The organism is Halomonas sp. PAMB 3264, from assembly GCF_031954245.1.
GTDB lineage: Bacteria > Pseudomonadota > Gammaproteobacteria > Pseudomonadales > Halomonadaceae > Vreelandella.
The window spans coordinates 403,534-421,704 of sequence record NZ_CP134866.1 but is presented as its reverse complement, the minus strand read 5'-3'; the positions used below and the strand labels follow the sequence as shown (position 1 = coordinate 421,704).

The 18,171-nt window shown below is 62.8% G+C and carries 17 protein-coding genes and 2 tRNA genes; 5 read left to right on the top strand and 14 right to left on the bottom strand.

The window, feature by feature from the left end; genetic code table 11:
• Positions 1-263: 263 nt before the first annotated feature.
• The 8 genes from RN347_RS01935 to rlmE form a co-directional block, all read right to left on the bottom strand.
• Positions 264-340, bottom strand: a tRNA-Met gene (locus tag RN347_RS01935).
• 133 nt (positions 341-473) lie between these two features.
• A tRNA-Leu gene (locus RN347_RS01930) sits at positions 474-560 on the bottom strand.
• 34 nt (positions 561-594) lie between these two features.
• The gene (secG, locus tag RN347_RS01925) at positions 595-954 is read right to left on the bottom strand and encodes a preprotein translocase subunit SecG (protein ID WP_252108387.1); all 360 of its coding nucleotides are present in this window, start codon (positions 952-954) and stop codon (positions 595-597) included.
• Between the two features lie 4 nt (positions 955-958).
• Positions 959-1,708, bottom strand: coding sequence for a triose-phosphate isomerase (gene tpiA / locus RN347_RS01920; RefSeq protein ID WP_263585302.1), 750 nt, complete (start codon positions 1,706-1,708; stop codon positions 959-961).
• A 97-nt stretch (positions 1,709-1,805) separates the two neighbouring features.
• Positions 1,806-3,155 carry a phosphoglucosamine mutase gene (gene glmM / locus RN347_RS01915; protein ID WP_311959727.1) on the bottom strand — a complete coding sequence of 450 codons (1,350 nt, stop codon included), beginning with the start codon at positions 3,153-3,155 and terminating at the stop codon, positions 1,806-1,808.
• Positions 3,152-4,057 carry a dihydropteroate synthase gene (gene folP / locus RN347_RS01910; RefSeq protein WP_263585304.1) on the bottom strand — a complete coding sequence of 302 codons (906 nt, stop codon included), beginning with the start codon at positions 4,055-4,057 and terminating at the stop codon, positions 3,152-3,154. The genes glmM and folP overlap by 4 nt, the downstream gene beginning before the upstream one ends.
• 100 nt (positions 4,058-4,157) lie before the next feature.
• Complete coding sequence (gene ftsH / locus RN347_RS01905) at positions 4,158-6,155, bottom strand: ATP-dependent zinc metalloprotease FtsH (RefSeq protein ID WP_311959724.1); 1,998 nt, start codon at positions 6,153-6,155, stop codon at positions 4,158-4,160.
• Between the two features lie 193 nt (positions 6,156-6,348).
• Positions 6,349-6,996 (bottom strand): 23S rRNA (uridine(2552)-2'-O)-methyltransferase RlmE, encoded by a 648-nt coding sequence (rlmE, locus tag RN347_RS01900; protein WP_263585306.1) that lies wholly within the window; start codon positions 6,994-6,996, stop codon positions 6,349-6,351.
• A gap of 122 nt (positions 6,997-7,118) precedes the next feature.
• Between rlmE and RN347_RS01895 the strand changes: the two genes are divergently transcribed.
• Complete coding sequence (locus RN347_RS01895; RefSeq protein WP_311959721.1) at positions 7,119-7,445, top strand: YhbY family RNA-binding protein; 327 nt, start codon at positions 7,119-7,121, stop codon at positions 7,443-7,445.
• 132 nt (positions 7,446-7,577) lie between these two features.
• Here RN347_RS01895 and greA read toward each other — a convergent pair whose 3' ends face one another.
• The 3 genes from greA to carA form a co-directional block, all read right to left on the bottom strand.
• On the bottom strand, positions 7,578-8,054 hold the full coding sequence (gene greA / locus RN347_RS01890; protein WP_252108378.1) for a transcription elongation factor GreA: 477 nt from the start codon (positions 8,052-8,054) through the stop codon (positions 7,578-7,580).
• A complete protein-coding gene (carB, locus tag RN347_RS01885) occupies positions 8,051-11,281 on the bottom strand; it encodes a carbamoyl-phosphate synthase large subunit (protein WP_311959718.1) in 3,231 nt (1,076 codons plus the stop codon). Before carB ends, greA begins: the two co-directional genes overlap by 4 nt.
• Before the next feature lie 61 nt (positions 11,282-11,342).
• Positions 11,343-12,488 carry a glutamine-hydrolyzing carbamoyl-phosphate synthase small subunit gene (gene carA / locus RN347_RS01880; RefSeq protein ID WP_311960810.1) on the bottom strand — a complete coding sequence of 382 codons (1,146 nt, stop codon included), beginning with the start codon at positions 12,486-12,488 and terminating at the stop codon, positions 11,343-11,345.
• A gap of 28 nt (positions 12,489-12,516) precedes the next feature.
• On the opposite strand from carA, the gene RN347_RS01875 reads away from it, so the two are divergent.
• Positions 12,517-12,684, top strand: coding sequence for a hypothetical protein (locus tag RN347_RS01875; RefSeq protein WP_311959716.1), 168 nt, complete (start codon positions 12,517-12,519; stop codon positions 12,682-12,684).
• Between the two features lie 127 nt (positions 12,685-12,811).
• Here RN347_RS01875 and dapB read toward each other — a convergent pair whose 3' ends face one another.
• Positions 12,812-13,624 (bottom strand): 4-hydroxy-tetrahydrodipicolinate reductase, encoded by an 813-nt coding sequence (gene dapB / locus RN347_RS01870; RefSeq protein WP_311959714.1) that lies wholly within the window; start codon positions 13,622-13,624, stop codon positions 12,812-12,814.
• 73 nt (positions 13,625-13,697) lie between these two features.
• A complete protein-coding gene (locus RN347_RS01865; RefSeq protein WP_311959712.1) occupies positions 13,698-13,982 on the bottom strand; it encodes a DUF2218 domain-containing protein in 285 nt (94 codons plus the stop codon).
• A gap of 250 nt (positions 13,983-14,232) precedes the next feature.
• Here RN347_RS01865 and RN347_RS01860 point away from each other — a divergent pair, with 250 nt between their 5' ends.
• Genes RN347_RS01860 through RN347_RS01850 form a run of 3 tightly spaced genes read left to right on the top strand, consistent with a single transcriptional unit; the run spans position 14,233 to position 17,204 of the window.
• A complete protein-coding gene (locus RN347_RS01860) occupies positions 14,233-15,387 on the top strand; it encodes an ABC transporter substrate-binding protein (RefSeq protein ID WP_311959710.1) in 1,155 nt (384 codons plus the stop codon).
• Positions 15,380-16,447 (top strand): iron ABC transporter permease, encoded by a 1,068-nt coding sequence (locus RN347_RS01855; protein ID WP_311960809.1) that lies wholly within the window; start codon positions 15,380-15,382, stop codon positions 16,445-16,447. The genes RN347_RS01860 and RN347_RS01855 overlap by 8 nt, the downstream gene beginning before the upstream one ends.
• 7 nt (positions 16,448-16,454) lie before the next feature.
• Positions 16,455-17,204 (top strand): ABC transporter ATP-binding protein, encoded by a 750-nt coding sequence (locus tag RN347_RS01850; RefSeq protein ID WP_263585313.1) that lies wholly within the window; start codon positions 16,455-16,457, stop codon positions 17,202-17,204.
• Here RN347_RS01850 and RN347_RS01845 read toward each other — a convergent pair.
• Positions 17,182-18,081, bottom strand: coding sequence for a DMT family transporter (locus RN347_RS01845; RefSeq protein ID WP_263585314.1), 900 nt, complete (start codon positions 18,079-18,081; stop codon positions 17,182-17,184). The two genes, RN347_RS01850 and RN347_RS01845, sit on opposite strands and share 23 nt — an antisense overlap.
• Between the last annotated feature and the right edge of the window lie 90 nt (positions 18,082-18,171).

Genomic DNA, 18,171 nt, shown 5'->3' with positions numbered 1-18,171 from the left:
GAGAAAAGCTAGGTGGCTGATTGGCGTTACCTGAAAATGTGTCTTCGACCGCCCGGCCCTGCCGGCACGCCAGACACGCTTGGCTCGCAAAAAGCTACTCTTAAACTGTCAAAAGCGCCGCGATGCAAAGGCGCTACTAACAAAAAGCCCCTTCACAGGAAGGGGCTTTTTAAAAGAAACCTGTAAAACCATTTCGACAAACCGGTGAGATGTGGTTGCCAGCATTCTGAAAACGTCGCTGCGCATACACCGTTTGTAGAAGATGGTAGCGGGGACCGGATTTGAACCGATGACCTTCGGGTTATGAGCCCGACGAGCTACCAGACTGCTCCACCCCGCATCAATCAAGCTGGACGATACTAGCGACTTGCACTGCTTTCGTCAAGCGCCTTTCTCGCCGCAGATACTGCTCGCTCAAACGACATCTGTTGCCAGCTGCGTCGAACGCTGAGAACCCGTTACAGGTATCTCGTTGGTGCCGAAGGCGGGACTTGAACCCGCACGACCGTAAGGTCACTACCCCCTCAAGATAGCGTGTCTACCAATTCCACCACTTCGGCATCAGGGGAGGCTAAATGAAAGCGGCTCAACTACTTACTCGCCGTTTCCCTCTAGCACTGGCGCTGCATTATCCACACTTTCCGAGCCTTCGTCAAGCGTTGGCACGCTTTGTTGTTGCTCGATCAAACGCGAGTCCGGAATACCGGCCTCTGGCGACTGTCCCGCCTGGGTCGCGTAGTAGGCGAGCGCCAGCGAGGTGACGAAAAAACCCGCGGCCAGAACGCCGGTGGTGCGCGACAGGAAGTTACCGCTACCGCGCGAGCCAAAGACGGTTTGCGATGCACCACCGCCAAAGGAGGCGCCGGCATCGGCTCCTTTACCCTGCTGAAGCAGAATAAGTACAACGAGCGCGATCGCGATGACCACGTGAACCATTAAAATTGCAACTTGCATGGCGTTATCCTGCTGACTGACAAATAGCGAAAAAATCATCGGTTTTGAGCGAAGCGCCGCCCACCAAACCGCCGTCGATATCGGGCTGGGCAAGTAACTCAGCCGCGTTCTTTACATTCATACTGCCGCCGTAAAGCAGCGTGAGCTGCTCGGCAAGCGCGGTATTGAATTCTGCCTGATAGGCGCGGATGCCGGCCATCACTTCCTGAGCCTGCTCCGGGGTCGCCGTACGCCCGGTACCGATGGCCCAAACGGGTTCATAGGCGATGACGACCTTTTGACGCTGTTCGGGGTCGAGCCTTGCCATGGCGTAACCTACCTGGCGCAGCACCACGTCCATGGTCCGTCCAGCATCACGCTCTTCAAGCGATTCGCCCACGCACAGGATCGGCACGAGCCCCACGCTCAGCGCGGCAAGCAAGCGGTCGAACACCTGCTCATCACTTTCCCCGTAGAGCTCGCGGCGCTCAGAGTGGCCAACCAGTACGTAGGTAGCGCCGAGCTCGGTCAGCATGCGACCACTGACTTCGCCCGTATGCGCCCCGGAATCGGCCGGATTGAGCGTCTGCGCGCCAAGCGCGAGCGGCGTATCGCGAAACGCCTGACGGGCCGCCTCCAGGTAGGGAAAAGGCGGAATCACCACGACCCTGACCGCCTCGGACAATGTCGCATCGGCAAATTTGCGGCCAAAGTCCTCGATCAACGACGTGGAGCCGTTCATCTTCCAGTTACCGGCGATCAATGGTGTGCGCATTCGTTGTCCTCTCTCAAGGTGGGGCGAAATGGTATAGGAGCGGCCCTGTCAAGACAACCGCTGTCAACATCAGGGCCTTTTCTGGTGAATCGTCGCGTCAGGCCAGCAGCGCTTCGACGCGCTGGGCGAGGTTTTTGGCAAGCCCCATGACATCCAGGTGCGAGCGCCCCTCGACCATCACGCGAATCAACGGCTCGGTACCCGACGGACGAAGCAGCACCCGCCCCTGGTCGCCAAGCTCCGCCTCGAGCCCGCTTACCGCCGCGTCGAGCTCCGGCGCCTTCATGACGTCCCTGGCATCGGTGCCGGCGGGCAGGCGCACGTTGACCAGCGCCTGGGGCACCTTCTCGAACTCACGTAACAGCGTCACCAGCGTTTTTTGCTCACGCATCATCAGCGCCAGCACCTGCAGCGCCGAGACGATGCCGTCACCGGTGGTTTGCGCGTGGGCGCAAACGATATGGCCAGACGACTCGCCACCCAGCTCCCAGCCGTTGGCGGCCATCTTCTCCATGACGAAACGGTCACCCACCTTGGCGCGCTCGAAGGGAATGCCGAGCTTTTCCAGCGCCATGGCGAGGCCGAAGTTGCTCATCAACGTGCCCACCACGCCGCCCTGTAGCAGGCCGCGGTCGAAGCGGTCGCGGGCGATCAGATAGAGAATGTCGTCGCCATCGACTTCGCGGCCGTCGGCATCGACCAGCAGCACGCGGTCGCCGTCACCGTCAAAAGCGATCCCCAGATCCGCCCCCTGCTGAATGACCGCCGCGCGCAGCGCCGCTGGATGGGTCGAGCCCACGTCGCGGTTGATGTTGAGTCCGTCCGGCGCACAGCCGATGACGCTTACCTCGGCGCCCAGCTCGCGAAACACGCTCGGGGCAATGTGGTAGGTCGCGCCGTGGGCGCAGTCGAGCACGACTTTCAAGCCATGCAGGCTCAAGCGATCCGGCAGCGTCGACTTACAGAACTCGATATAGCGCCCGGCGGCGTCGTCGATCCGTGCGGCCTTGCCAAGCTGGCCGGCGCCCACGGTGTCGAGCGGTGCGTCCAGCATCGCCTCGATGCGGTCCTCCACCTCATCGGCAAGCTTCTTGCCCTCGGCGGAGAAAAACTTGATGCCGTTGTCAGCGAAGGGGTTGTGCGAGGCGGAGATAACGATGCCCGCGTCGGCGCGAAAGGTGCGGGTGAGGTACGCGATGCCCGGTGTCGGCATGGGGCCTAAAAGCGAGACATCGACGCCGGCGGCGGAAAGCCCGGCCTCCAAGGCGGATTCGAACATGTAGCCCGAGATGCGGGTGTCCTTGCCGATCAGCACGCGGGTGCGCCCCTTCTCGCGGCGCAGCACCTGGCCTGCCGCCCAGCCGAGTTTGAGCATGAAATCGGCGGTGATGGGCGCCTCGCCCACCGTGCCACGAATACCATCGGTACCGAAATAACGTCGTGTCATGAGAGGTGTTCCTTGTTGATCGACGGCTCGCAGCCTTCCTGTAAAACTGCCCACGCCATGGTAACGGCATCCACGGTGGGGCCGACATCATGCACTCGTAGTATTTTTGCGCCTCTTTCGACCGCCATCGCCGACAGCGCCACCCCGCCGAACAGGCGCTCCTCGACCGGACGGCCGAGCACCTTACCGATCATGCTCTTGCGCGACATGCCGACCAGCAGCGGCAGCCCCAGCGCCTCGAGTGCATCCATGCGGTTCAAAAGGCGTAGATTGTGCTCGACGCTTTTACCAAAGCCAAAGCCCGGGTCGAGCAGCAGTCGATCACGGGGCAGCCCGGCGGCGTCGCAGGCGGTTACACGCTTGCTCAAAAACTCGGCGACGGCCTGCTCGACGGGCACCTCATAGTGCGGGGCGTGCTGCATCGCCTGGGGCTCGCCCTGACGATGCATCAGACAAACCGGTAGCCCGCTCTGCGCGGCGGCGGCCAGCGCCCCTTCGCGCTCCAGCGCGCGCACGTCGTTGATCATGCTCGCCCCGCGGGCGGCGGACTCGCGTATCACCAGGGCGCTGCTGGTATCGACGGAGACCAGCGCGTCGAGCTCGCGCACCAGCGCCTCGACCACCGGCGCGACCCGGTCGAGCTCCTCCTGCTCGGGCACCGCCTCGGCCCCCGGCCGGGTCGACTCACCGCCCACGTCGATCATGGCCGCCCCCTCGGCGAGCATCTGTTCGGCGTGGCGCAGCGCATCGTCGAGCGCGACGTGACGGCCGCCATCGGAAAAGGAGTCGGGCGTGACGTTGAGAATGCCCATGACGCGGGGAAAGGAGAGATCCAGCCGATGGCGACCGCACTGCAGTGACGACGCCGCTTCGGGCAAGAGCGCTGGGGTAGTTGATTTCATGGCACAGCCTGTAAATAAAAACGTTGCGGCTCGAGGGCGCTCAGCATAGCAAAAAAAAGGCGCCCCGCGGGGCGCCTCGATGATGAACCGGCTCTTTTGATCAGGGGCCAGCCGGGCCGCCCAGCGGGTCGGACGGGCGGCGGCGCGGCTCGTCGTCATCCTCTTCGCTGTCGTCGTCGGAAGCGTGGGTGTCCGGCTCGTCGGCTTTGGGCTGCGGCTTGTCGCCACCTACCGGGGTACCGCCACCAGAGGAGTCACCGTCGTCCCAGCCTTCCGGCGGACGCGGGTCCTTGCCTTCCATGATGTCCTTGAGCTGACTGGCATCGATGGTCTCGTACTTCATCAACGCCTCGGTCATGGCGTCCAGCTTGTCACGGTTGTCGTGCAGAATCTGGCGCGCCTGCTCGTAGCAGTCGTCGATGATCTTGCGTACTTCCTTGTCCAGACGCGTGGTGGTTTCGCCGGATTTCAGCTTGCTGCCGCCCTGCCCGGGGCCGCCGAGGAACTGGTGTGACTCGTCCTCGTCATACATGATCGGGCCCATCTCGTCGGAAAGCCCCCATTTGGCGACCATGTTGTGGGCCAGTTCGGTTGCCCGCTTGATGTCGTTGGAGGCACCGGTGGTCACGCCGTTGGCACCCAGCGTCATCTCCTCGGCAATACGGCCACCGAACAGCGAGCAGATCTGACTGATAATCTGCTGGCGCGACAGGCTGTAGCGATCCTCCTCGGGCAGGAACATGGTCACACCCAGGGCGCGTCCGCGCGGAATGATCGTCACCTTGTAGACCGGGTCGTGCTCGGGCATCACCAGACCAATGATCGCATGGCCGGATTCGTGATAGGCGGTGTTGAGCTTCTCCTTGTCGGTCATGACCATGGATTTGCGCTCGGCGCCCATCATGATCTTGTCCTTGGCAAGCTCGAGCTCTTCCATGCTGACCAGACGCTTGTTGCGACGCGCGGCAAACAGCGCCGCCTCGTTGACCAGGTTAGCCAGATCAGCGCCAGAGAAGCCAGGCGTCCCCCGGGCGATGATGACGGGTTTGACGTCGTCCGACAGCGGCACCTTGCGAAGGTGAACGCCAAGGATATGTTCACGGCCACGAATATCGGGTAGACCAACCGTCACCTGACGGTCGAAACGCCCCGGGCGCAGAAGCGCCGGGTCGAGCACATCCGGGCGGTTGGTCGCGGCGATCACGATGATGCCTTCGTTGGCCTCGAAGCCGTCCATTTCCACCAGCAGCTGGTTGAGCGTCTGCTCACGCTCGTCGTTACCGCCCCCCATGCCGGCGCCGCGCGAGCGACCCACGGCGTCGATCTCGTCGATGAAGATGATGCAAGGCGCCTGTTTCTTGGCCTGCTCGAACATGTCGCGCACGCGCGAGGCACCGACACCCACGAACATCTCGACGAAATCGGAACCCGAAATCGAGAAGAACGGCACTTTCGCTTCGCCAGCGATTGATTTTGCCAGCAGCGTCTTACCGGTACCCGGCGGGCCCACCATCAGCACACCGCGTGGAATGGTGCCGCCCAGACGCTGGAACTTGGTCGGGTCACGCAGGAAGTCGACGAGCTCTTCGACCTCTTCCTTGGCCTCGTCGCAGCCGGCGACATCGGCGAAGGTCGTCTTGATCTGATCCTGGGAGAGCAGCTTGGCCTTGGATTTGCCGAAACTCATCGGCCCGCCTTTACCGCCGCCAGCACCGCCTTGCATCTGGCGCATGAAGAACATGAAGATGGCGAGGATCAAAAGGATCGGGAAACTGGCGATCAACAGGCGCATCCAGATGCTCTGCTGCTCAGGCTCCTTGCCCACCACGGTGACGTTGTTGCTCAACAGGTCATCCATCAGCTTCGGATCTTCCGCTGCCGGCCGGATGGTCTGGAACTGCGAACCGTCGGTACGCTCACCCTGAATGGTGTAGCCGTCGATGGTCACGCTGCGGACCTGTTGATTTTGCACCTGCTGCACGAACTGAGAGTAGTTGGTGGATTGAGGTGCGCTTTCCGTACTGAAATTGTTGAACACTGTCAGCAGCACGGCCGCAATGACCAACCACAGAATCAGGTTCTTCGCCATATCGTTCAAGGGGCTACCCTCATTACAAGAATCCGTCAGTTAACCGTCGATACTCAGACCTTACACTAGAGTACTACGTTCAACCATTGCCAAAGCACGTTCGACTTTGGGCCATCCGTGCCATCCCGCTTTTGAGCAGTGTGACACGCTTTGCGCCTGCCGGCTCGGCAATCGCCTTGATAAGTTTTTCGTATTACGGGCGTTAACCGCGAAAGCCCTGGGCCAGGAAGTAGACTTCCCGAGAGCGTGCACGGGAAGCACCGGGCTTGCGCGTCACCACGCGGTCGAACGACCCCTTGAGCTCCTTGAGGTAGGCATCGAAGCCCTCGCCCTGAAACACCTTGGCCAGAAACGTACCGCCCTTGGGCAGGGTTTCTCGCGCAAGTTCCAGGGCGAGCTCGACCAGATACATCGCCTGGGGCTGGTCGATGGCGGCCATACCGCTCATATTGGGGGCCATGTCCGACATCACAAGGTCCACCCGGCGGTCGCCGAGCTTTTCGAGGATCGCGTTCAGCACGCTCTGTTCGGTGAAATCGCCCTGAACGAAGTCCACGCCGGCCAAAGCGTCCATCTCGAGAATGTCGGAGGCGATCACCACGCCGTCGATGCCGACCTTCTCGGCGGCGACCTGGCTCCAGCCGCCGGGGGCGGCGCCCAAATCGATCACCGTCATGTTGGGACGAAAGAGCCTGTCCTTCTCGTCGAGCTCCAGAAGCTTGTAGCTTGCCCGGGAGCGGTAGCCGTCCTGCCAGCTCTGCTTGACGTACTGGTCGTCGAAATGCTCCTTCATCCAGCTGGCGCTGGTCTTGCTGGCGGCGCGTTTTTGACCTGGGGGCTTTTGCTGCATGGGGCGTCTATATCTGGGCGTGAAGGGTGAATGTGAGAAAGTGCCGGGAGGGGCGCTTTCACTCGACGGCGTTTCACCGTAAGATGGAGCGTTAAGCGCAAACCGGGATACCGCAAGATACCATGAGCTTGTCACAGGCACAAAAGAAAGCATTTCGCAGCATTGGCCATCACCTGAACCCTGTCGTGACGGTCTCTGAAAACGGCATCTCCGAGACGTTGCTCGCCGAATTCGACCGCGCGCTCAGAGACCACGAGCTGATCAAGGTCAAGCTGGCCCTGCCCGAGCGGGACGACCGCGCAGCGATGATTCAGGAGCTTGCCACCGAAGGCGGCGCCGAACTCATTCAAACCATCGGCAAAATGGCGCTGTTTTATCGCCACAACCCGAAGGCCAACCCGAAGCTCTCCAACGTGACCCGCTTCGAGAACCATCACGGCCGCCACTAACGCCTGCTCGGCGCCGCGTCGCACCGGCAAGCACCGCCCTGGCAAAACCTGGCGGCATCAAAAAAGCCCGAAGAGTCATGCTCTTCGGGCTTTTTCGTGGGCCGGCGCTTTGCGCGCCGGCCTTCGAGCGAGCTAAATGTGCTCGACGCTTTCGATTTCGTACTCGACGTCGCCACCTGGCGTTTTCACCACCACCACGTCGCCCTCCTCCTTACCGATCAGCGCGCGGGCGATCGGTGAGGTGACCGAGATGCGCCCGGACTTGATGTCGGCTTCGTCCTCGCCGACGATCCGGTAGGTCACCTCGGCGTCGCTATCGAGATTCAAAAGCGACACGGTCACCCCAAAGATCACCTTGCCGGTTTTGGGCAGTTTGGTCACGTCGATCACCTGGGCGCCGGAGAGCTTGCTTTCGATCTCCTGAATGCGCCCTTCGATGAAGCCCTGCTGCTCGCGGGCGGCGTGATACTCGGCGTTCTCCTTGAGATCACCGTGCTCACGCGCCTCGGCGATGGCCGCAATCACCGTAGGGCGCGCTTCGCCCTTGAGGTGATTGAGCTCTTCGCGAAGGCTTTTTTCGCCCGCGACGGTCATCGGGACCTTGTTCATTGACTCGCTCCTGCATGCAAATCCTGAAGGCGCCGCACCGTAATCTCCCGGCCGTACTCCAGCGCCATGCAAACGGCATTGGCGCCCGCCAAAGTGGTCGCATAGGGCACCTTGCGCGCGAGAGCAGTACGGCGAATGATCGAAGAGTCGTTGATTGCCTGACGACCTTCGGTGGTGTTCACGATATAGGCGATCTCGTCGTTCTTGAGCGAATCGACGATATGGGGGCGACCTTCATATACCTTGTTGACGTGCTCGACCTCGAGACCGGCCGCTTCGAGTGCGGCGGCCGTGCCGCGGGTGGCACATAGCGTGAAGCCCAATGTTAGCAGAGAACGCCCGACTTCGATAATCCCTGCCTTGTCCGGCTCGCGCACGGAAAGGAATGCCTTGCGCGGGCCGTCGAGGGCCGGAATCGCCTCGCCGGCGCCAAGCTGCGCCTTGAAGAACGCCTCGGCGAAGGTCTCGCCGGAACCCATTACCTCGCCGGTGGACTTCATCTCCGGCGAAAGGATCGGGTCGACGCCCTGGAACTTGTTGAACGGGAACACCGCTTCCTTGACGCTGTAGAAGTGCGGCACGATTTCGCGCTCGAAGCCCTGGGCGGCAAGTGTGGTGCCGGCCATGCAGCGCGCGGCAATCTGAGCAAGCGAGGTGCCGATGCACTTGGACACGAACGGTACGGTACGCGAGGCGCGCGGGTTGACCTCGATGACGTAGATCTCGCCGTCCTGCCAGGCAAGCTGCACATTCATCAGCCCCTTCACGCCGAGTTCGACCGCCATGCGCTTGACCTGATCGCGCATCTCGTCCTGCACATCCGCTGGCAGCGAGTAGGGCGGCAGCGCGCAGGCGGAATCACCGGAGTGGACGCCCGCCTGCTCGACGTGCTGCATGATGCCGCCGATTACGACCTGCTCACCGTCGGAAACCGCATCGATATCGACCTCGACCGCCGCGCTCAGGAAGTGATCCAGCAGCACCGGCGAGTCGTTGGAGACCTTCACCGCGTTGGTCATGTAGTTCTCGAGCTCGGAGGCGTCGTAGACGATCTCCATGGCGCGCCCGCCGAGCACGTAACTTGGCCGTACCACCAGCGGGTAGCCGATGGTCTCGGCCTTGGCGAAGGCATCGTCGAAGCTGCGCGCAGTGGCATTGGGCGGCTGCTTGAGCCCCAGCTTGTCGATCATCTGCTGGAAGCGCTCACGATCCTCGGCGCGGTCGATGGCATCCGGCGTGGTGCCGATGATCGGTACGCCGGCGGCTTCGAGCTCGCGGGCGAGCTTCAGCGGCGTCTGGCCGCCGAACTGGACGATCACGCCGACCGGCTTCTCCTTGTCCGCGATCTCGAGCACGTCCTCGAGGGTCACCGGCTCGAAATAGAGGCGATCCGAGGTGTCGTAGTCGGTGGAGACGGTTTCCGGGTTGCAGTTGACCATGATGGTTTCATAGCCGTCGTCGCGCATGGCAAACGCCGCGTGAACACAGCAGTAGTCGAACTCGATGCCCTGGCCGATGCGGTTCGGTCCACCGCCGAGCACCATGATCTTCTGGCGATCGGATACGTCTGCTTCGCACTCCTCCTCATAAGTGGAGTACATGTAGGCGGTGCTGGAAGCGAACTCGGCCGCACAGGTATCGACCCGCTTGTAGACCGGGCGAATGCCCGCGGCCTGGCGGGCCTGGCGGAACGCCTTTTCGCTGACATTGAGGAGTTTGGCCAGCCGCGCATCGCCAAAGCCCTTGCGCTTGAGGCGGTAGAGCTCCTGAGCAGTGAAGTCGGAAAGGTTACGCTCGGCCACCGCCTTCTCGGTCAGGATCAAGTCTTCCAGCTGAACCAGGAACCAGCGATCGATGTTGGTCAGCGCGAAGACCTCTTCCACGCTCATGCCGGCGCGCATCGCGTCGGCCACGAAGAAGATGCGCTCGGCGCCAGCGGCCTGCAGCTCGCCCTTGATCTGCGCCATCGCCTCATCGGTGAACTGCTCGAAAATCGGGTCGAGGCCGTCGTTGCCGGTCTCCATGCCACGCAGCGCCTTCTGCAGGGATTCCTGGAAGGTGCGGCCGATCGCCATCACCTCGCCAACCGACTTCATCTGGGTGGTCAGGCGGTCGTTGGCCTGGGGGAACTTCTCGAAGGTGAAACGCGGAATCTTGGTGACGACGTAGTCGATGGACGGCTCGAAGGAGGCCGGGGTCGCGCCACCGGTGATGTCGTTTTGCAGCTCGTCCAGGGTGTAGCCGACGGCGAGCTTCGCGGCGATCTTGGCGATCGGGAAGCCCGTGGCCTTGGAGGCCAAGGCCGACGAGCGCGAGACCCGCGGATTCATCTCGATGACCACCAGGCGCCCGGTTTGCGGGTCCATGCCGAACTGGACGTTGGAGCCGCCGGTTTCGACGCCGATCTCGCGCAGCACCGCCAGAGAGGCGTCGCGCATGATCTGGTACTCTTTATCCGTCAGCGTCTGGGCCGGGGCCACGGTGATCGAGTCGCCGGTGTGCACGCCCATCGGGTCGAAGTTTTCGATCGCGCAGACGATGATGCAGTTGTCGTTCTTGTCCCGAACGACCTCCATCTCGTACTCCTTCCACCCCAAAAGCGACTCGTCGATCAAGAGCTCATGGTTGTTGGAAAGCTCGAACCCGCGGGTGCAGATCTCCTCGAACTCCTCCTTGTTGTACGCCACGCCGCCGCCGGAGCCGCCCATGGTGTAGGAGGGGCGAATGATGGTCGGAAAGCCGAGCTCCGCCTGAATCTCCCAGGCTTCATCCATGGTGTGGGCGACTTTTGCCTTCGGACACTCGAGGCCGATGCGCTTCATCGCCTGGTCGAACAGGTCGCGGTCTTCGGCCATATTAATGGCGTCGGCGTTGGCGCCGATCATCTCGACACCGTGCTTTTCGAGCACGCCATGTTTTTCCAGATCCAACGCGCAGTTGAGCGCGGTCTGGCCACCCATGGTGGGCAGGATGGCGTCGGGCTTCTCCGCCTCGATGATCTTCTCCACCGCCTGCCAGGTGATCGGCTCGATGTAGGTGGCGTCCGCCATGGCCGGGTCGGTCATGATGGTGGCCGGATTGGAGTTCACCAGCACGACCCGGAAGCCTTCCTCGCGCAGCGCCTTGCACGCCTGGGCGCCGGAGTAGTCGAATTCACAGGCCTGGCCGATGACGATCGGGCCGGCGCCAATGATGAGAATGGTGTTGATATCGGTACGCTTGGGCATAACGGTTCCCGCAAAAAAGTGGCGATGAGCAGCGAAATAAACGGTTAAAGCGCCGGATGGATCAGCGGCGCGCCTGCATCAGGTCGATGAAGCGGTCGAACAGCGGCGACACGTCCTTCGGGCCGGGGCTCGCTTCCGGGTGCCCCTGAAAGCTGAACGCCGGGCGGTCGATGCGCTCGATGCCCTGCAGCGTGCCGTCGAACAGCGAGCGATGCGTGGCGCGCACGTTCGCGGGCAGCGTCGCTTCGTCCGCGGCGAAGCCGTGGTTCTGGCTCGTGATCATGACCGTGCCGGTGTCCAGATCCTGCACCGGGTGGTTGGCGCCGTGGTGGCCATGGCTCATCTTCACCGTTTTTGCCCCGCTTGCCAGCGCCAGCAGCTGGTGGCCCAGGCAGATGCCGAACACCGGCGTGTCGGTTTCGAGCACTTCCTGAATCGCCTTGATGGCGTAGTCGCAGGGCTCCGGGTCGCCGGGGCCGTTGGCCAGGAACACGCCGTCCGGGTTCATCGCCAGCACCTCCTGCGCCGGGGTTTGCGCCGGCACCACCGTCAGGCGGCAGCCGCGAGCGGCCAGCATGCGCAGGATGTTGAATTTCACTCCGTAATCAAACGCCACCACGTGGTAGGGGCGCTCAATGGTCGTGGTATCGGCGTAGCCCGCGCCCAGGGTCCACTCGCCTTCGCTCCACTCATAGGCCTCCTTGCAGGAGACCTCCTTTGCAAGGTCCATCCCCTTGAGCCCCGGAAACGCCTTCGCGGCCGCCAGCGCTCGCTCGACGGCGTCGTCACCTTCGGCCTCAGCGCCTGCCAGAATCGCGCCGTTCTGTGCGCCCTTGTCGCGCAGAATGCGCGTCAGGCGGCGGGTGTCGATCTCGGCGATCCCCAGCACGTTCTGGCTCTCAAGGTACTCACTCAGGCTCTGCTGGCTGCGAAAGCTGCTCGCCATCAGGGGCAGATCGCGAATCACCAGGCCCGCCGCGGCGATGGAGGCGGACTCCACGTCTTCGGCGTTGATGCCGGTGTTGCCGATATGCGGGTAGGTGAGCGTGACGATCTGGCGGGTATAGGAGGGGTCGGTGAGAATTTCCTGGTAGCCGGTCATGGCCGTATTGAACACCACCTCCCCGCTCGTAACGCCGTCGGCGCCGATGGCAATGCCGTGGAACACGCTGCCATCTTCCAGGGCCAGTATTGCGGGTTTGCTCAATGCGGGGTTATTCAAGGCTCGTTCTCCCATGCTGGTGGGAGCCTGTGGGCGCAGGCTCGGCGATCCGGTGTCGGCGTTTGCGGGCAAACGTCGGGTCGTAAAAAAGCGGGACGAAGCCGACAATGTAAAAATCGGTTTCATCCCGCTTGTTGTTCTTGCGTGGCAGGGCCATGTGATACGAACGGCTTTCAAGTGAGGCCAGTGCAACAAGCGCAGCGCTTTGCCGTTTAGTTCTTGCTCACATGTCTATCGCCCGGCCAAAATTTTTGGAATGTTACAGCATTTTCGCCGCCCGGGCTAGCCCTTTTGGCCACCATGACGGCTCAAACGTCCGCCAGCCCCAGCACGTCCTGCATATCGAAGCGACCGGCCGGTTGTCCCGCTACCCAGCGCGCAGCGCGCACCGCGCCCTTGGCGAAGGTCATGCGGCTCGAGGCCTTGTGGGTGATCTCGATGCGCTCGCCTTCGGTGGCGAACATCACCGTGTGCTCGCCAACGATGTCGCCGGCGCGCACGGTGGCAAAGCCGATCTCGGTGTCGCTGCGCGGCCCGCACTGGCCGACGCGCTCGAACACGCCGTGCTCCTTGAGCGTGCGGTCGAGGCTTTTCGCGACGACTTCGCCCATGCGGATGGCGGTGCCGGACGGCGCGTCGACCTTGTGGCGATGGTGCGCTTCGATCACCTCGATGTCGTAGCCTTCGTCGCCCAGCGCCCGGGCGGCGGTTTCCAGAAGCTTCAGCGTCAGGTTCACGCCCACGCTCATGTTGGGGGCAAACACCATCGCTACGCGGTCGCGGTAGCCATCGAGCGCGTCAAGTTCGTCATCGTTCATGCCGGTGGTGCCGATCACGATGGCCTTGCCGTGCTTGGCGCAGAACGCAAGGTTTGAAAGCGTCACCTGCGGGGCGGTGAAATCGATCAGCACGTCAAAATCGTCCTTGATCGCATCGAGTGAGTCGACGGCGGCGACGCCGTTTTTACCGGTGCCGGCAAGCTCGCCGATATCGGCGCCGGTCAGCGAGCTTCCCGGCTCGACGATACCGCCGGCAAGCGTTGCGCCGGCATCTTCATTCACGGCGCTGACCAGCGTGCGGCCCATGCGCCCGGCAACGCCCACGATAGCGACTCGCGTCATGTAATCTCCTTGAGGGCGCGCGGCCCGGTTGGGTGAAATGGCGCGAGTATATCAGAGGCGCTCGACGCCGGACTCAGTTCTCCCAGACGATTTCCAGCGTCTCGTCTTTCGCCATACGCACGAGGTGGTTCTCGACCACACCTTCGAGCTGGTCGAGAGAGGCTTCATCGAGCGTTTCAATAGACACCGAGAGCTTGTCGGCGTCGGCGTGCATCAGACAGGTGCCCTTCTCCGCAAAGACGATTCTGGCATCGCTTTCGGTGTATTCGACCTCGAGCTTGTGCGACCAGTGCTTGCAGAGGCGGTTGATCAGGCGTCCACCGGACTGGGTGGCAATTTCGGCGCGAGAAATCGGCATGCAGCTCTCCTTTAACAAGAAACATTCACATTATCTCAATTTCACCGCCTTCGATACACGCCGAGCCTACTGGCGGGCGCGCAACGATTCGTTGCGCCATTCAGAACAGTTTCGTGCCAGACCCTGTACAGCTTCACAAGATTTCTCGATAATGCCGCCATGTAAATGCGAATCATACCCAGTTTGCCGAACCATCCGGAACGTCGAACGACTGTTGGGGTCATCCTTACTCACTCTTCGGAACCCGCCCATGAACGTCACTTTTTCAAAGTCCACGGTTTTAACGTCGGGCCTATTAACGTCGCTGACGCTGGCCACGACGCTTGGCGCTCTGCCGGCTCTGGCCGACCCCATCGAGGTGGTCGACATTGCCGGGCGCAGCGTTAGCCTGGAGGGCCCCGCCGAGCGCGTCATCCTGGGCGAAGGGCGTCAAATCTATCTGCTGGGCCTGCTCGAGCCCGAGGCACCGTTCACGCACGTGGTGGGCTGGCGCGAGGACTTCTCCCAGGCGGACCCGGACAACTATGCCCGCTACGCCGAGCGCTTTCCCGAGATGACCGACATTCCCACCTTCGGCGGCTTCAAGGACGGCACATTTGATGTAGAGCAGGCCGCCTCGCTTTCGCCGGACGTGGTCTTCATGAACCTCGAAGCGAAGGCCGCCACCGAAGATGCCGGCTACGACGACAAGCTCGCCCAGCTCGATATCCCGATCGTCTACGTCGACTTCCGCGAAGACCCGGTGGCCCACACCATTCCCTCGATGCGCCTGATCGGCCAGATCATGGGCGACGACGCTGCCGCCGAGGCGTTCATCGACTTCGCCGAGGAGCAGCTCGCTCGCGTAACGGACGTTATCGATGAGGCCGACCCGGCGCGGCCGAGCGTGTTCATCGACCGCGCCGGCGGCTACTCCGACGAGTGCTGCATGAGCTTCGGGCCCGGCAACTTCGGCGAGTACGTCGAGCTCGCCGGTGGCAGCAACATCGCCGACGGTATCATTCCCGGCAGCTTCGGCACGCTCAACCCGGAGCAGATCATCGCTGCAAGCCCGGAACACGTGGTGGTGACCGGCGGCAACTGGGACGCCTACGTGCCCGGCGGCGCCTGGGTGGGCATGGGCCCGGGTGCCGACATGGACGCGGCGCGCGACAAGCTCGAAGCATTGACCGAGCGCACCGCCATGACCGGCGTACAGGCGGTAGCGGACGGCAACGTGCATGCCATCTGGCACCAGTTCTACAACAGCCCCTACTACTTCGTCGCGATCCAGCAGTTGGCCAAGTGGCTGCATCCAGAGCTGTTCGAGGATCTCGACCCGGAAGCGACCATGGAAGAGCTTCACGAGCGCTTTCTACCAATCGATTATGAACCCGGCTACTGGATGTCCCTGAATGATGAGTGACAGCGCCGTGGCCGCGCCGACGACCCAGGGGCGCAGCCACTATAAAAGCCAGGTCGTGCGCCGCCAGCTGATCCTTGCAGCGCTGGTGGTCGCCCTGTTTTTCAGCCTGTGCGTCGATCTGGCGCTTGGGCCTGCGCGCTACAGCCTCACGGAAGTCATCGCCGCCCTGCTGACGCCGGGAAGCGTCAGCGACCAGGCGCGGGTGATTCTCTGGGAGATTCGCATGCCGGTAGCGCTGATGGCGCTGGTGGTGGGCGCGAGTCTGTCAGTGGCCGGCGCGCAGATGCAGACCATTCTGAGCAACCCGCTGGCGAGCCCTTTTACGCTGGGTATTTCCGCCGGCGCGAGCTTCGGCGCCGCGCTGGGCTTGGCCTTTGGCGTCGCCATCGTGCCCGCCTCCATCGAGTTCGTGGTGCCGATCAACGCTTTCGTGATGGCGATGTTCACGGCGTTTTTGATCCACGCACTGAGCCTCAAGCGCGGCGTCACGGTGGAAACCATCGTGCTGCTGGGCATCGCCATGGTGTTCATTTTCAACTCGCTCATGGCGCTGATCCAATTCTTCGCCAGCCAGGAAGCGGTGGCCGCGGTGGTGTTCTGGACCATGGGCAGCCTGACCAAGGCGACCTGGCCCAAGTTCTGGATTGCGCTTGGCATACTGGCCGCCATCCTGCCGCTTCTGGCGCGCCACGGCTGGGCGCTGACCGCCATGCGCCTGGGCGACGCCAAGGCTGAAAGCATGGGCGTCAAGCCGCGCTCACTGCGCCTGGAAGTGCTGGTACTGGTGTCGCTTCTTTCCGCCGTGGCGGTGGCGTTCGTCGGCACCATCGGCTTCATCGGGCTGGTCGGGCCGCACATCGCGCGCATGCTGCTGGGCGAGGATCAGCGCTTTTTCCTGCCGGGCTCGGCGCTGTGCGGCGCGCTGATTCTCTCGGTGGGCTCGGTGATCTCCAAGCTCATCATCCCCGGCACGATCATTCCGATCGGCATTATCACTTCACTGGTCGGCATCCCGTTTTTCCTGTTTCTGGTGCTCAACCACAAGAAGACGTCATGGTGACTCGCTCATGGTAACTCTCACGCTTGACGGCGTATCGGCCCGCTACGGGCGGCGCACCATCGTCGAAGACATCTCCACGCCCCGCTTTCACGGCGGCCAGGTCGTCGCGCTGCTGGGCCCCAACGCGGCAGGCAAGTCGACGCTGTTTCGCCGTATTCTGGGGCTGGTGGCAGGCGACGGCACGGTCAGCATCGAAGAGACAACCGCCGAGCGCCCGGTGGCCTACATGCCCCAGGACACCGGCGCGAAAGCGGTGCTGAGCGTGTATGAATCGGTGCTGCTGGCGCGCATGCAGGGGCGAAGCCTGAAGGTACAGCCGGAGGATCTCGAGCAGGTGGACCGGGCGCTTGCCGAGCTCGGCATCGCCTCGCTCGGCGGGCGCGATATCGGGGATTTGAGCGGCGGCCAGCGCCAGCTGGTGAGTGCGGCCCAGGCCCTGGTGCAGGAGCCGGAAATCCTGATGCTCGACGAGCCCACCTCGGCGCTGGACCTGAACCGCCAGATCAACCTGCTCACCGTGCTGCGACGGCTGGCCGACGAGCGCGGCATGCTGATTCTGGTCGCGCTTCACGACTTGAATCATGCGCTGCGCTTCACCGACGCCGCCATGGTGCTGGATTATGGCCGCCTGATCGCCTGCGGTGCCACCGAGGACGTCATCACCCCGGCGCTTCTGCGCCAGGTCTACCGGGTGGCGGCGCGCATCGAGCCCTGCTCGAAGGGCCGCCCCCAGCTCATCGTCGAAGAGGCCGTTTGAAGCGCCGGCCTTCGAGCGAGGCCAGCGCCACGCCGGCCAGCATCAGCGGCAGCGCCAAAATGAAACCGCTGGAGATGGGAATGCCGAACAGCACCCAGTCCGCGGCGATCGGCCAGACCAGCGCCACGTACTCGAAGGGGGCGAGCTTCGACACCTCGGCGTATCGAAACGCCAGCGTCATGGCGATATGCCCCGCCCCGCCAAACAGCCCCGAAAGCACCAGCAGGGCGAACTCGGTCTCGGTCAGGTCGGCCCAGCCCAGCGGCCACGTGGCAAGCCCCGCCAGCGACGACACCACGATGAAGTAAAACGCGATGGAGCCGGCGGTTTCGGTGCGCGAGATATGCCGAATGGTGAGCAGCGCGCCCGCCGTCAAGAGCGCCCCGGCGGTGCCCAGCGCGTAGCCCAAAAGCCGCCCATCGCCGCTGCCCGCGCTTAGCTCCGGCACGACCAGCACCGCCATGCCCGCCAGCGCCAGCGCGATGGCCCCCATGCGATAGAGCGAAAATTTCTCGCCCAGCAGCAGCACGCCCCCCACCGCCATGAAGATCGGTGAGAGCTGCACCAGAAGTGTGGCTTCCGCCACCGGCAAGAACGCCACCGCCGAGAACGAGAAGAACATCGCCGCCGCTCCCAATCCCGAGCGCAACAGATGCCCAAGCGGGCGCCGGGTCGCAAGCCCCTGAGGAAACTCCCGGCGAATCGCCAAAAAGATCACGATCGGAATCAGCGCGAACAGCGAGCGGTAAAAGATCGACTGGCCCACCGGCACCGCCTCGCTCACCGCCTTGATACACACGAACATGCCGGTGAACATCACGCCTGACAACACGCGTAAGAAAATGCCCAGCCCCGGGCGATCCTGTAATCCAGTCATGACCGACTTCCTCGAAAACAAAAAAGTCCCCGGTGGGCACCGGGGACTTAGTACGCTAATGGCGAACGTATCGCGACGCTAGCGGAACAG

Excerpts from the sequence above, each read along its gene's own strand:
- secG (WP_252108387.1), bottom strand. The coding sequence starts at position 954 with ATGCAAGTTGCAATTTTAATGGTTCACGTGGTCATCGCGATCGCGCTC.
- tpiA (WP_263585302.1), bottom strand. The coding sequence starts at position 1,708 with ATGCGCACACCATTGATCGCCGGTAACTGGAAGATGAACGGCTCCACG.
- glmM (WP_311959727.1), bottom strand. The coding sequence starts at position 3,155 with ATGACACGACGTTATTTCGGTACCGATGGTATTCGTGGCACGGTGGGC.
- folP (WP_263585304.1), bottom strand. The coding sequence starts at position 4,057 with ATGAAATCAACTACCCCAGCGCTCTTGCCCGAAGCGGCGTCGTCACTG.
- rlmE (WP_263585306.1), bottom strand. The coding sequence starts at position 6,996 with ATGCAGCAAAAGCCCCCAGGTCAAAAACGCGCCGCCAGCAAGACCAGC.
- RN347_RS01895 (WP_311959721.1), top strand. The coding sequence starts at position 7,119 with ATGAGCTTGTCACAGGCACAAAAGAAAGCATTTCGCAGCATTGGCCAT.
- greA (WP_252108378.1), bottom strand. The coding sequence starts at position 8,054 with ATGAACAAGGTCCCGATGACCGTCGCGGGCGAAAAAAGCCTTCGCGAA.
- carB (WP_311959718.1), bottom strand. The coding sequence starts at position 11,281 with ATGCCCAAGCGTACCGATATCAACACCATTCTCATCATTGGCGCCGGC.
- RN347_RS01875 (WP_311959716.1), top strand. The coding sequence starts at position 12,517 with ATGCTGGTGGGAGCCTGTGGGCGCAGGCTCGGCGATCCGGTGTCGGCG.
- dapB (WP_311959714.1), bottom strand. The coding sequence starts at position 13,624 with ATGACGCGAGTCGCTATCGTGGGCGTTGCCGGGCGCATGGGCCGCACG.
- RN347_RS01865 (WP_311959712.1), bottom strand. The coding sequence starts at position 13,982 with ATGCCGATTTCTCGCGCCGAAATTGCCACCCAGTCCGGTGGACGCCTG.
- RN347_RS01860 (WP_311959710.1), top strand. The coding sequence starts at position 14,233 with ATGAACGTCACTTTTTCAAAGTCCACGGTTTTAACGTCGGGCCTATTA.
- RN347_RS01855 (WP_311960809.1), top strand. The coding sequence starts at position 15,380 with ATGAGTGACAGCGCCGTGGCCGCGCCGACGACCCAGGGGCGCAGCCAC.
- RN347_RS01850 (WP_263585313.1), top strand. The coding sequence starts at position 16,455 with ATGGTAACTCTCACGCTTGACGGCGTATCGGCCCGCTACGGGCGGCGC.
- RN347_RS01845 (WP_263585314.1), bottom strand. The coding sequence starts at position 18,081 with ATGACTGGATTACAGGATCGCCCGGGGCTGGGCATTTTCTTACGCGTG.